Source organism: Ruegeria sp. C5 (assembly GCF_056537605.1).
Genome location: NZ_JBQFRX010000003.1, coordinates 183,424 through 196,509 on the forward strand (window position 1 = coordinate 183,424; position 13,086 = coordinate 196,509).

Annotated in this window: 13 protein-coding genes; 9 read left to right on the forward strand and 4 right to left on the reverse strand. The window is 57.1% G+C overall.

The genetic code is table 11. The features are described 5' to 3' along the window. Positions 1 to 14: 14 nt before the first annotated feature. A complete protein-coding gene (locus ACR0AW_RS12445) occupies positions 15 to 272 on the reverse strand; it encodes a hypothetical protein (RefSeq protein WP_170733013.1) in 258 nt (85 codons plus the stop codon). Between ACR0AW_RS12445 and dnaE the strand changes: the two genes are divergently transcribed. The 3 genes from dnaE (at position 271) to ACR0AW_RS12460 (ending at position 4,444) form a co-directional block, all read left to right on the forward strand. Next, positions 271 to 3,771 (forward strand): DNA polymerase III subunit alpha, encoded by a 3,501-nt coding sequence (gene dnaE, locus ACR0AW_RS12450; protein ID WP_170733012.1) that lies wholly within the window; start codon positions 271 to 273, stop codon positions 3,769 to 3,771. The two genes, ACR0AW_RS12445 and dnaE, sit on opposite strands and share 2 nt — an antisense overlap. An 86-nt stretch (positions 3,772 to 3,857) precedes the next feature. Further along, complete coding sequence (locus ACR0AW_RS12455; protein ID WP_170733011.1) at positions 3,858 to 4,070, forward strand: YMGG-like glycine zipper-containing protein; 213 nt, start codon at positions 3,858 to 3,860, stop codon at positions 4,068 to 4,070. Between the two features lie 5 nt (positions 4,071 to 4,075). Beyond that, positions 4,076 to 4,444 carry a hypothetical protein gene (locus ACR0AW_RS12460; protein ID WP_170392485.1) on the forward strand — a complete coding sequence of 123 codons (369 nt, stop codon included), beginning with the start codon at positions 4,076 to 4,078 and terminating at the stop codon, positions 4,442 to 4,444. A 4-nt stretch (positions 4,445 to 4,448) separates the two neighbouring features. Here ACR0AW_RS12460 and ACR0AW_RS12465 read toward each other — a convergent pair whose 3' ends face one another. Next, positions 4,449 to 4,643, reverse strand: a complete 195-nt coding sequence (locus tag ACR0AW_RS12465; RefSeq protein ID WP_170392484.1) for a SlyX family protein — start codon at positions 4,641 to 4,643, stop codon at positions 4,449 to 4,451. A gap of 125 nt (positions 4,644 to 4,768) precedes the next feature. Between ACR0AW_RS12465 and hisS the strand changes: the two genes are divergently transcribed. From hisS to hisG, 3 genes are read left to right on the forward strand one after another with little or no spacing between them, the layout of a single operon-like run. Next, positions 4,769 to 6,268 (forward strand): histidine--tRNA ligase, encoded by a 1,500-nt coding sequence (gene hisS / locus ACR0AW_RS12470; protein ID WP_170733010.1) that lies wholly within the window; start codon positions 4,769 to 4,771, stop codon positions 6,266 to 6,268. A gap of 3 nt (positions 6,269 to 6,271) precedes the next feature. Then, a complete protein-coding gene (locus ACR0AW_RS12475) occupies positions 6,272 to 7,360 on the forward strand; it encodes an ATP phosphoribosyltransferase regulatory subunit (RefSeq protein WP_170733009.1) in 1,089 nt (362 codons plus the stop codon). Further along, complete coding sequence (hisG, locus tag ACR0AW_RS12480) at positions 7,357 to 8,046, forward strand: ATP phosphoribosyltransferase (protein WP_170401909.1); 690 nt, start codon at positions 7,357 to 7,359, stop codon at positions 8,044 to 8,046. Before ACR0AW_RS12475 ends, hisG begins: the two co-directional genes overlap by 4 nt. On the opposite strand, the gene ACR0AW_RS12485 is transcribed toward hisG, so the two are convergent. Beyond that, complete coding sequence (locus ACR0AW_RS12485; RefSeq protein WP_170392480.1) at positions 8,043 to 8,474, reverse strand: DUF1489 family protein; 432 nt, start codon at positions 8,472 to 8,474, stop codon at positions 8,043 to 8,045. The genes hisG and ACR0AW_RS12485 overlap by 4 nt on opposite strands. Before the next feature lie 129 nt (positions 8,475 to 8,603). On the opposite strand from ACR0AW_RS12485, the gene ACR0AW_RS12490 reads away from it, so the two are divergent. The 3 genes from ACR0AW_RS12490 (at position 8,604) to rpsD (ending at position 12,460) form a co-directional block, all read left to right on the forward strand. After that, positions 8,604 to 10,886: an adenosylcobalamin-dependent ribonucleoside-diphosphate reductase gene (locus ACR0AW_RS12490; protein WP_170733008.1), complete on the forward strand. Its 2,283-nt coding sequence runs from the start codon at positions 8,604 to 8,606 to the stop codon at positions 10,884 to 10,886. Between the two features lie 426 nt (positions 10,887 to 11,312). Continuing rightward, the gene (locus tag ACR0AW_RS12495) at positions 11,313 to 11,627 is read left to right on the forward strand and encodes a hypothetical protein (RefSeq protein WP_480439136.1); all 315 of its coding nucleotides are present in this window, start codon (positions 11,313 to 11,315) and stop codon (positions 11,625 to 11,627) included. 212 nt (positions 11,628 to 11,839) lie between these two features. After that, complete coding sequence (rpsD, locus tag ACR0AW_RS12500; RefSeq protein ID WP_170392466.1) at positions 11,840 to 12,460, forward strand: 30S ribosomal protein S4; 621 nt, start codon at positions 11,840 to 11,842, stop codon at positions 12,458 to 12,460. A 123-nt stretch (positions 12,461 to 12,583) separates the two neighbouring features. Here rpsD and ACR0AW_RS12505 read toward each other — a convergent pair whose 3' ends face one another. After that, on the reverse strand, positions 12,584 to 13,045 hold the full coding sequence (locus tag ACR0AW_RS12505; protein ID WP_170392465.1) for an Lrp/AsnC family transcriptional regulator: 462 nt from the start codon (positions 13,043 to 13,045) through the stop codon (positions 12,584 to 12,586). Positions 13,046 to 13,086: the final 41 nt, after the last annotated feature.

Consider the following 13,086-nt stretch of genomic DNA (forward strand, 5'->3'; position numbering starts at 1 on the left):
GCGGTAGCTTGCTGTCAGATGTTAGAAACAGCGTACCTTATCTGGCAAGAAAAACTGCCTATATGATACACCATTGCACCCGAGCGGCCCATGATTGTCGTGTATGTGTGAAGCTTAATAAATTGAAAATAAACACTTTTGGGGAAGGTGTGCGTTCCTGCGCCCGAAGCACCTTCTGAAAAAGCCGAATAATCACCGATGATTTTTTCGGCATTCGATGGTGCCGGTTCCCGCTTTTGCAACGTCGCTGGCTGAGATAGCTTAGCCTGCATGAGCAGTTCCCCCCGATTCATTCACCTCCGCGTTCACACTGAATATTCGTTGCTGGAAGGTGCCGTGCGGCTGAAGAAGCTGCCGGACCTGTGCCAGAAGATGGAGATGCCCGCCGTCGCAGTGACGGATACCAATTCAATGTTCTCGGCCTTAGAGTTTTCGGTCACCGCCAGCGGGGCGGGTGTGCAACCGATCATGGGCTGTCAGGTCGATCTCAGTTACGTTCAGGCGCAGCCGGGAGAAAAGCCAAAATCACCCGCGCCGCTGGTGCTGCTGGCACAATCCGAGGTGGGATATGAGAATCTGATGAAGCTCAGTTCCTGCCTGTATGTAGACAAAAGCGGGCAGTTGCCGCAGGTCACTTTGGACGAATTGGCGGAACGATCAGATGATTTGATCTGCTTAACCGGCGGTCCAGACGGGCCCGTAGGGTTGCTGTTACAGCAAGGTCAGCGCCCTGCTGCCGAGGCTTTGGTGGATCGTTTGTCCGCGATTTTCCCGGATCGCCTTTATGTTGAGTTGCAGCGTCACCCAGGCGAAGGAGGCCAACCTGAGGCCGAGCGCTTGACCGAGCGCAGTCATGTCGAGATGGCCTATGAAAAGAACTTGCCGCTGGTGGCCACCAATGACGTCTATTTTCCGACTTCGGACATGTACGAGGCCCACGACGCGCTGATCTGTATCGCCGAGGGGGCTTATGTCGACCAGCAGGACGGTCGCCGACGTCTGACCGCGCAGCACTATTTCAAGTCTCAGCAGGAGATGGTGACGCTGTTCGCCGATCTGCCCGAAGCCGTCGAGAATACGGTTGAAATCGCGCAACGCTGCGCCTTCATGGCTTATCGCCGCGACCCGATCCTGCCGAAGTTTGCAGATGATGAGGTCGCCGAACTGCGTCGCATCGCCAACGAGGGTCTGCAAAAACGTCTGGCCGTGATCCCGCATGCCGTGACTTCCGAAGAATATCAAGAACGGCTGGATTTCGAACTTAGCATTATCGAAGGGATGGGTTTCCCTGGCTATTTCCTGATCGTTGCCGACTTTATCCAATGGGCCAAGGATCATGACATTCCGGTGGGTCCGGGGCGAGGCTCGGGTGCGGGATCACTGGTGGCTTATGCGTTGACGATTACCGACCTTGATCCGCTGCGGTATTCGCTTCTGTTTGAACGGTTTCTGAACCCCGAGCGGGTTTCTATGCCCGACTTCGATATCGACTTCTGCATGGATCGCCGTGAAGAGGTTATCCGCTACGTGCAGCAGAAATACGGGCGCGACAAAGTGGGGCAGATCATCACCTTCGGTGCCTTGCTGTCGAAGGCGGCTGTGCGCGATATTGGGCGTGTATTGCAGATGCCATACGGGCAGGTTGATCGCCTGTCCAAGATGATCCCGGTCGAAGGCGTCAAACCCGTTTCCATCGAAAAGGCGCTGAAGGATGAGCCGCGCCTGCGGGAAGAGGCACGCAATGAAGAGGTCGTGGACCGTCTGCTCACATATGGCCAGCAAGTCGAGGGGCTGCTGCGCAACGCCTCGACACACGCTGCCGGCGTGGTGATCGGAGATCGGCCGCTGGATGCACTGGTTCCAATATACCAGGACCCGCGTTCGGACATGCCTGCGACCCAATTCAACATGAAATGGGTTGAACAGGCCGGCCTTGTAAAGTTCGATTTTCTGGGTCTGAAAACACTGACCGTGATCCAGAACGCAATGGATTTGATCTTTAAGTCAGGGCGTGACCTTCACATAGCTCCCGATGGCACGGAACTCTATGAACCCGCCGAAGGGGCAATAAATCAGATCAACGCCATCCCGCTGGATGACGAGGCGACGTACAAACTCTATTCGGCGGCCAAGACGGTGGCGGTGTTCCAGGTTGAATCCTCTGGCATGATGGATGCGCTCAAGCGGATGAAGCCGGATTGTATCGAGGACATCATCGCCCTCGTCGCGCTTTATCGACCCGGCCCAATGGAGAACATCCCCAAGTTCTGCGAGGTCAAGAACAAGCTTAGCGAACGCGACACGCTGCACCCGTCCATCGACCATATCTTGGATGAGACGCAGGGCATCATCGTTTATCAGGAACAGGTGATGCAGATCGCGCAGGAAATGGCGGGTTACAGCCTTGGGGGCGCGGACTTGCTGCGCCGCGCGATGGGTAAGAAAATTCAGGAGGCGATGGATGCAGAGCGGCCCAAGTTCCTCAAAGGTGCTGCCGAAAACAATGTGGATGAGGCCAAGGCGACCGAAGTCTGGAACCTGCTGGACAAGTTCGCCAACTATGGCTTCAACAAATCCCACGCCGCCGCCTATGCGGTGGTCAGCTATCAAACCGGCTGGCTAAAGGCGAACCACCCGGTCGAGTTCATGGCAGGTGTCATGAACTGCGATATCCATCTGACCGACAAGCTCGCGATCTATTTTGAGGAAGTCCGCAAGGGGCTGCAGCTGCCCTATGTTCCGCCGTGCGTAAATCGATCCCAAGCGACCTTTGATGTGGTCGATGAGCATTTGGTCTATGCGCTGGGCGCGCTCAAGAACGTAGGCGTCGAGGCAATGAATCTTGTGGTTGAGGGGCGTGGCGAAAAGCCTTTCGTAAACCTGTTCGACTTCGCCCGCCGTGTTGACCTGAAGAAGGTCGGCAAACGCCCGCTTGAGATGCTGGCGCGCGCCGGTGCCTTTGACGAGCTCGATAAAAATCGTCGCCGTGTGTTTGAAAGCCTTGATCCGTTGGTTCAGTATTCGGCGGCGATTCACGAGCAGAAGAATTCCAACCAAGTTTCCCTGTTTGGCGAGGCAGGCGATGACCTGCCCGAACCGCGTCTGTCCCCTTCGCCTGATTGGCTACCTGCCGAACGCCTAAGCGAGGAATTCAAGGCGATCGGATTCTACCTGTCTGGCCATCCGCTGGATGACTATATGCCGGCCCTGAAGCGCAAACAGGTACTTACACTGGATCAGGTGACTGAAAAGGCGCGCTCTGGCCCATTTATTGCCAAGATGGCAGGCGTCGTTGCCGGACGGCAAGAAAGGAAATCAGCGCGCGGCAATCGGTTCGCTTTTACCCAGCTCTCTGACCCCACCGGAGCATTCGAGGTCACGTTATTCTCGGAAACACTGGAGAAATCCCGAGAGTTTCTGGAAACCGGCGCACAGGTGGTACTGACGGCTGAAGCGACCATGGAGGCCGATCAGCTGAAACTGCTGGGCCGTTCCGTTGGTCCGGTTGATACAGTTGTGGCCGATGCGGGTGCAACGGGTTTGCGTGTGTTTGTCGAGGATTCGAAGGTTTTGCCGAACATGGCCACGGTACTGGAAGGCGCAGAGGCTTCAGCCAAAAGGGTGGCCAAGGGACCTGTTTATGTTTGTCTATTCGATCCCGGACTGCCAGGCGAGGTCGAGATGGATCTGGGCCGGGAATTTCCGATCAACCCAGAAATCAAAGGCGCGCTGAAATCGCTCGAGGGGATATCGGAGATCGAAGAAATCTGATCCCGAACCGTAATGTTGCCACACGCGATGGACCCCGCTAGGCTGGGTGAACATCCTCAAAGGTCATTTCACAGGAGGGTTCCGAAATGGCAAGTTCAGGCAATGTTTTCAGGATATTTACACTCGCCGCGGCATGTTCACTGGCATTGGCCACCGTGGTACATGCAGACGACAAAAAGAAGAAAAACACTCTTACCGGGGCCTTGGTCGGCGCGGGCGTTGGCGCGCTGGTCGGCGATGGTAAAGGGGCTGCGGTCGGTGGGGTGGCCGGTGCGATTATCGGACATAACTGGAAGTGAAGCTGATGCAGTCAATTCTCGTAAAATCTACTTTCTGTGCCACGCTCTTTGTCGTACCCACATTCGCGCTGGCTGACGATTCAGCAGAGCAGATGGTACAGGATGCCTTGCCTGTGATGCACTACACATGTGCGTCGATCGCAGAGGAGGCTGATGGCGACGAAGAATTTGTCGTGGCCGTTGTTGGAAAAATGACGGCCCTGTCACTCTATAACCGCCAGATCAATATCGAAGATCATGCGGCCACTGACGAGGAAAAGACCCAACTGCGCGAAGCCTTCATTGCTGCTCTGTCAGAGGGTTGTGCCGCCGACAAGAATGCCCTTCTGGGCGGTGTGGTCGATAACGCGGTGAAGTCGACGCTGGGGTTGTAACCCCTCAGTAATGCGGCGGGCGTTCGTCTCCGAACACAACTCCGCCTGAACCTTCCTGCGCGCGTTCTGCTTCACGCTGCAGCAACATCTCGACGCGGCGGGTCAGGCGGTCGATCTCGTTCTGTTGGTTTGTGACGACCGAGTTCAGCTCTTCGACCGTGCGGGTCAGATGGGCGATCTGCTCTTCCAGATGCTGCATGGGGCTCTCCTTATAGGCGTCTCATAGCGACCCTGTGACGCCCTGACCAGAGAAACCCCGCCTTGCTCCGATGCGGGCCATGGGATAGACCGCGCGCGGAACACTAAATCCCAAGGACGCCCCACATGGCCAAGCCCAAGAAACAGCCCCGCCCCAAGGCCGTAACGCCGAAAGGGTTCCGTGACTATTTCGGCGAGGAAGTCACGCAGCGCACCGAGATGCTGCGGACGATTGCGGGTGTCTATCATCGTTACGGGTTCGATGCCTTGGAAAGCAGCGCGGTTGAAACGGTTGAGGCGTTGGGCAAGTTCCTGCCCGACGTGGACCGCCCGAACGAGGGCGTGTTCGCATGGCAGGAGTTTGACGAAGGCGGCTCAAAAGGTTCCGGGGGCGACTGGATGGCCCTGCGCTATGACCTAACTGCGCCTCTGGCCCGCGTCTATGCGCAGCACCGCAACGACCTGCCGACGCCTTATCGCCGCTATGCGATGGGTCCGGTCTGGCGGAACGAGAAGCCGGGGCCGGGACGGTATCGTCAGTTTTATCAGTGCGATGCGGATACGGTGGGCACGGCCTCAATGGCTGCGGATGCCGAGATTTGCGCTATGCTGTCGGACACGCTGGAAACCGTTGGAATCCCGCGCGGTGACTATCTGGTGCGGGTCAACAACCGCAAGGTTCTGAATGGAGTGCTCGAAGCGATGGGTTTGGATGAAGACGCCGCCGCCCGAGATAACGTTCTGCGCACGATCGACAAGTTCGACAAGGTGGGCGAGGCTGGTGTGCGTGAGCTTTTAACCAAAGGCCGATTGGATGCCTCTGGCGCTTTTATCGATGGTGTTGGTCTTAGCGGTGATCAGGCCGAGCCGGTGATTGCCTTCCTGACTTCTAAAGCTGCAGATATCGCCGGAACGCTGGCCAACCTGCGCGCCGCTGTGGGTGACAGCAAGATCGGTGCGGACGGGATCGCTGAGTTGGAGCAGATTGGTGCGCTGCTGGATGCAGGCGGGTATGGTTCGGACCGGATCGAGATTGATCCTTCGGTCGTGCGTGGCCTCGGCTATTACACCGGGCCGGTCTATGAGGCCGAACTGACCTTCGAAATATACGACGAGAAGGGCCGCAAGCGGCAATTCGGGTCGGTCTCGGGTGGTGGTCGCTATGATGATCTGGTCAAGCGGTTTACCGGACAGGAAGTACCCGCGACCGGCATCTCCATCGGTGTTGACCGATTGTTGGCCGCTTTGCGTGAAAAGGGGCGGATCGCGGCGCAAGCGACTGGCCCGGTGGTTGTGACAGTCATGGATCGCGACCGCATGGCGGATTACCAGACGATGGTCGCTGAACTGAGGAATGCAGGGGTCCGGGCCGAGGTCTACTTGGGCAACCCTAAGAACTTTGGAAATCAGCTGAAATATGCGGACAAGCGGAACTCTCCGATTGCGGTGATCGAAGGCGGTGACGAAAAGGCAAATGGGATCGTGCAGATCAAGGACCTGATTCTTGGCGCCAAGATTGCCGAAAGCGCCACGCTTGAGGAATGGAAAGAACGGCCCAGCCAGTTCGAAGTGCCCCGTGGCGATCTGGTCGCTAAGGTGCGCGAGATTCTGGACAATCAGGACTGACCCATGCCGAACCGTTCCCAAATACAGGCCCGCGCCGCCATGATGCGTGTCCGGTTCGAGGCGGCGGGCGCGCAGGTGGTTGATACGCCTCTGCTGCAGCCAGCCGGGGCGCTGCTGGACCTCTATGGAGAAGATATCCGCGCCCGTGCTTACGTAACCTCGGACGCGCTGCGGGGTGAGCAGATGCTGCGCCCGGATTTCACCCTGCCGGTGGTGCAGATGCACATGTCCGATGGGGCTGAACCAGCAAGATACACCTATTCCGGCGAAGTGTTCCGCCGTCAGGAACACGATCCGGATCGTGCTAATGAGTATATCCAAGTCGGCTACGAAGTATTTGATCGCGAAGACCCCGCCGGAGCCGATGCCGAGGTGTTTTCGTTATTTGCCCTGCAATTGCGCGGGCTGCCCTTGCGGGCAGCGACAGGTGATATCGGTATTCTGATCGCCGCTGTTGAGGGTCTCAAGACCACTAGTCGTCGTAAGGCTGCACTGATGCGGCATCTCTGGCGGCCTCGCCGGTTCCGCGTTTTGCTGGACCGATATGCCGGACGCAAAGCTAGTCTCGAGGGGCGCGATGCTCTGCTTGACGCGGTCGATCCATTGGCGATTGACGTGCCCATGATAGGCAAGCGCCGCACGCCCGAAATTCTCGAACGGATTGATGCCCTGCGCGAAGACCGCGCTGCGCCGCCGATCTCGGACAATGAACTGGCCGGTTTGGAGACGCTGCTTAATGTGCGCGAAACCATGCCTTTCGCGCTGGAACAACTGCGTGACATTGCGGTTGATCTGCCACAGATCACATCTGCTTTGGATCGTTTGGAAGCTCGTATCGCAGCCCTGCAGGCGCGTGGCGTGGATGTGGATACACTGGATTTTGAGGCGTCTTATGGCAGGACCTCGATGGAGTACTACGACGGGTTTGTGTTCGGCTTTTACGCCGAAGGCCGCCCTGATCTGCCACCGGTTGCGACCGGTGGGCGCTATGATGCGCTGACCAGGCAATTGGGTGGTGGGGCCGAGATTCCGGCAATTGGCGGCGTGATCCGCCCGGACCTGATGCTCGAAATCGAGGAGGCTGCGCAATGAGCCTGAAACTCGGGGTGCCTTCGAAGGGCCGGTTGATGGACAAGACCTTTGCATGGTTTGAAAAGCGCGGCATTACACTGTCGCGCAGCGGATCAGACCGGGAATACGCGGGCAAGGTTGATGGGATTGGTGGCGTCTCGCTGATCCTATTGTCTGCAGGAGAGATTCCGCGCGAGCTGGCGGCGGGACGCATTCATTTGGGCGTGACCGGCATCGATCTTGTGCATGAAAAGCTGCCGCGCTGGGAACAGCAGGTGGAAGAGGTTGCACCTTTGGGGTTCGGCAAGGCGGACCTTATCATCGCAACCCCAGCCTGCTGGGTCGACGTGGACACTCTGGATGATTTGGATGCAGCGGCGGCAGGTTTTCGCAGGGCGCATGGCCATCGGCTTCGGATCGCTACCAAGTACCACCGTCTGGTCCGCGAATTCCTGACCGAAGCGGGAGTGGCCGATTATACGCTGGTCGACAGCCAGGGCGCAACCGAGGGGACGGTGGTGAATGAGACAGCCGAGGCGATTGCCGATATCACCTCGACCGGGGAAACACTGCGGGCGAACCACCTGAAAATCCTGTCGGATGGGTTGATCCTGCAATCGCAGGCCACGCTGTGGCGCAGCCGCGTGGCCAAATACGATGCGGCTGAAAAGACGGCTTTGAATGAGCTGCTGGACAGGTTGGCCTAAAGCACCCCAATTTCCGCTAATGCGCGGTTCAGGTCGTCGGGCAAGGCATCGTCCTGCTCGCGATTTTTAGGCAAGTCGGCAGGGGTGTCCTCAGGCTTGAGATACCGCCAGCCCTGGAATGGACGCTTCAGAGCGTTCTGCGTTCTGTGTACCTCGGGGTCAAGGACGATGGCGCAGCGGCGGATGCCATCCTCGCCTCGGACTTCATCCAGCCGCAGGATGCGCTGGCGGCACTGGACCACACCTTTGATCACCCAATAGATCGACCCGCCATTCAGAATTTCAGCGTCGCGCTTGGGCCACATGCGGGTGACGTGGCGCGGGTATCCGTCCTCATAGAGTGGTTTGCGGCTGTCTTGCCACGCCATCAGCGTGTCGACGCTTTCTGACCCAACCGAAAGTTTGATGAGGTTTACGTACTTATCCACAGCTTTCCCACAGAGTCGTCCCAAGGGTGATCCCTATATTGTAGCCCTCATGCGCTTGTCATCAAGGTGTTGTGGTTTAGATGTGATCTGGGCTAATCTGAATGCCTCTTTCAGCACAGGGAATCACCAATGAGCCGCTTTGCCGCCCCCATCGCCGAGCAGATCTGGGATATGAAATACCGCTTTAAACAGGCGGATGGTACGCCCATCGATCAGACAGTCGAGGACAGCTGGCGGCGCATAGCTCGTGATCTGGCGCGTGTAGAAGAAGACCCGGCGCATTGGGAAGAAAAATTCTATGAGGCGCTAGAGGATTTCAAATACCTTCCTGCTGGCCGCATCACCGCCGGGGCGGGCACCGCGCGACAGGTAACCCTGTTCAACTGCTTTGTGATGGGGACGATCCCCGACAGCATGGGCGGTATCTTCGACATGCTGAAAGAGGCCGCGCTGACCATGCAGCAGGGCGGGGGGATCGGTTACGATTTCTCAACCATCCGTCCGCGCGGCGCCGATGTGAAAGGGGTCGCAGCGGATGCCTCGGGCCCGCTAAGCTTTATGGACGTCTGGGACGCCATGTGCCGCACGATCATGTCTGCAGGCTCGCGTCGTGGTGCGATGATGGCGACCATGCGCTGCGACCATCCAGATATCGAACAGTTCATCACCGCGAAATCCGACCCGGCGCGTTTGCGCATGTTCAACATGTCGGTTCTGGTCACCGATCCATTCATGGAGGCCGTTAAGGCCGATGGACCGTGGGATCTGGTATTTGACGGAAAGGTCTATCACACCGTTCAGGCGCGGGATCTTTGGAACAAGATCATGCAGGCCACCTATGATTATGCCGAGCCGGGCGTGATCTTTATCGACCGGATCAACCAGGCGAACAACCTGAATTACGTCGAGACGATCTCGGCGACCAACCCGTGTGGAGAACAACCTCTACCGCCTTATGGTGCCTGTCTGCTGGGTTCGATCAATCTGGCACGGTTGGTTGCCGAGCCGTTCGAGGATGCCGCGCATCTGGACGAGGAGGCCTTGCAAGAGCTGGTGGCCACCGCCGTTCGCATGATGGACAACGTGGTGGACGCGTCGAAATTCCCGCTGGCCGAACAAGAAGCCGAGGCGCAGGACAAGCGCCGTATCGGGCTGGGCGTGACTGGTCTGGCCGATGCGCTGTTGATGTTGGGTTTGCGCTACGGCTCGGACGAGGCGGCGCGTCAGACCGAACGCTGGTTGCACGCAATCGCGCGCGCCGCGTATCTGGCGTCGGTCGATTTGGCGAGGGAAAAGGGCGCTTTCCCACTGTTTGACGCCGAGAAATATCTGGCCAGCGGCACCATGCAACTGATGGATGACGATGTGCGCGACGCAATCCGCGAACACGGCATCCGCAACGCGCTGCTGACCTCGATCGCGCCGACGGGTACGATTTCGCTGTATGCGGGCAACGTGTCTTCGGGGATCGAGCCGGTTTTCGCCTATGCCTACACGCGCAAGGTGCTGCAAAAGGACGGTTCGCGCACCGAAGAAGAGGTTGTGGACTATGCGGTGCAGATGTGGCGCGACAAGTTTGGCGACGCCGAATTGCCCAAGTATTTCGTGAATGCGCAAACACTAAGCCCGTCCCATCACGTAAAAATGCAGGCGGCGGCGCAAAAGTGGATCGATAGTTCGATATCGAAGACGATCAACTGTCCCGAAGATATCAGCTTTGACGCCTTCAAAGACGTCTATATGCAGGCCTGGGATCAGGGATGCAAAGGCTGCACTACCTATAGGCCAAACGATGTGACCGGCTCGGTTCTGAGCGTATCGGAAAGCGACGACAAAGCGCCGGGTGAAAGCGCGGATGCCCCGCATGAGGTTGACGGGGGCGAGGTCGTTTATATGTCCGAACCGCTGGATCGCCCACAATCGCTTGAAGGGTCGACTTACAAGCTGAAATGGCCGGACAGCGAGCACGCAATCTATCTGACAATTAACGATATCGTCATTGCCGGACGCCGTCGTCCCTTCGAGGTGTTCATTAACTCGAAGAATATGGAGCATTATGCTTGGACGCTGGCTTTGACCCGGATGATATCGGCCGTGTTCCGACGCGGTGGCGATGTGTCCTTTGTGGTCGAGGAACTGAAAGCTGTGTTTGACCCGCGCGGCGGGGCCTGGGTCAAAGGCAAGTACATTCCGTCCATCCTGGCCGCGATTGGCGGCGTGATCGAGCAACACATGGTCAATATCGGCTTCCTTGAGGGCGAAGGCATGGGCCTGAAATCCGATCCTCAGGCGCAGGTGGTCAACATGGACGCCCCGCGTGGCAAGGCTTGCCCATCCTGTGGTCAGTTCGACATGGTGATGATCGAAGGCTGCATGACCTGCCGCAGCTGCGGTTATTCTAAGTGTGGCTGATTTGGCGTAAAAGCTATCTGCAATCAATCAAAGTCGGCTATCTTCGCGGACTTCGGATCGAAGCGAACTTAGCGCGGTGCGCCAGACGTTCACCAACATTCGACGAAAAGTATCAATATGAGGCTGTTCTTTAGCAACATTTTCGTGATTGCTACATTTCGGTCTCTTTTCCGCCCATTTTTTCGTTGATACACAAGCACAGTTACTTGTGGGATGAGTAAAAGTGCGGGCGGACAGATGAGAACCGGTTATAACGGTCGGATAGCAATATTTTGGACACAGACGGAAGTTGACGGGCTTGAGGCGGCGCCTTTGGCCCACTTGCGCGTTGGTAGCTCTTGGTCCTGGAGGGGGCGAGGGGTCCAACTCGCCGCAAGTGCTGAACAAGTTGCGCTGCACGCAGACTCCACCGGTCTTGGATCTATATTGGCGGCCAGAGCCAGTTTCACCAACCCCGGCGAGATCAACGAAAGTGCCAAGATCGAGTTGTCAAACGGCGCTCAGACTTTCGTTGCCGAGCTGGTGCGTGAGGTGAACGAAGCGTCTCTGGTGCTTGTGTTTGAGGATGGATACCCTGAGCCTGATCAAGATTTCTGGGTCAGTTCGGCAGCTTCGCATATTGAACCTGTTGAGATTGACAGTGGTTATGACGACAAGGTTGTCGTGTTCCCGGCGGCTCGTGCAAATGCAAGTTCAGTGCCGGTAAATCTATCAAATACTGCCGGTTGGGCCGCTGAATAACGGATACTTCTCAGAAAGATTCCAACTCTAAGCAGAAATCCTACCCTTTGCTTGCTGTGGCGTGTTGACTCTGGCCGAAGCAGGGATATAAGCGCGGCTTCATTGGTGTTGGTGGCCCCCGCAAGGGGATGCCTGTCATGGGGGAAACCTCAAGAGGACAACGCCCTTCATAGTGGCCCATCGGGGCCTCAATCTAAAGAAGGAGATCAGCCGTGACCAAACGCACGTCTGCCAAGTACAAAATCGACCGCCGGATGGGCGAAAACATCTGGGGTCGTCCGAAATCCCCGGTTAATCGTCGTGAATACGGCCCCGGCCAGCATGGCCAGCGCCGCAAGGGTAAACTGTCTGACTTCGGTCTGCAGCTGCGTGCCAAGCAGAAGCTGAAAGGCTACTACGGCGACCTGACCGAGAAGCAGTTTCGCCGCATCTATGCAGAAGCTGAGCGTGTCAAAGGCGACACCGGTGAAAACCTGATCGGTCTGCTGGAGCGTCGTCTGGACGCCGTTGTTTACCGCGCCAAGTTTGTTCCGACCGTGTTCGCCGCACGTCAGTTCGTGAACCACGGCCACGTTAAAGTGAACGGCAAGCGGGTCAACATCCCGTCCTACCGCGTCAAAGAAGGCGACGTTATCGAAGTGCGTGACAAGTCCAAGCAATTGGCCGTTGTCCTGGAAGCTGTCGGCTTGGCCGAGCGTGATGTGCCTGACTACATCGACGCCGACCACTCGAAAATGACCGCGACCTTCGTGCGTGCACCGGGCCTGAGCGATGTGCCTTACCCGGTTATGATGGAACCGAACCTGGTCGTTGAATTCTACGCGAAGAACTAATCTTCGCCGACCTGTTGAGTTTAAGGGCCGCGCTTTCAGCGCGGTCTTTTTTGTTTTGATGGGGCTCTGCCCCAGTCGCTGCGCGACTCCCCCGAGATATATTTGGCCAGATGAAGAGGCGGATCAGATAGGAAGCGGGCGACTTTCGGCAATGGCCTCCATTGCGAAATAGGAGGTGACGCTGTCCAGTTCGATCTTATCGATGAGGCGTTGATAGACTTTGTCGTAAGAGGCCATATCTTCTGTAACGACCTTGAGTTGATAGTCATAGTCGCCGCCAATGCGATGGAAATCGACCACTTCAGGAATGGTCAGGACATGACTGCGAAAGGCCTGCAACCATTGGGCAGAGTGGTGGCGCGTGCGTAGCATGACGAAAACCACCAGATTCAGCCCAAGCTTTTCACGCGCGATGCGCGCCGTAGAACCTTGCAGGACACCTGCGTCGTTCAAGGCCTTTATTCTTCGCCAGCAGGCATTTTGGGACAGGCCGACCCTATCTGCTAATTCTCGCTGGGAAAGTGTTGCGTCTTTTTGCAGTTCCTTCAGAAGACGCGTGTCAATTTGATCTAATTTTTTCTCCATACAAGCTCATATGACACAAAACTCGGACATATAAAGCATAA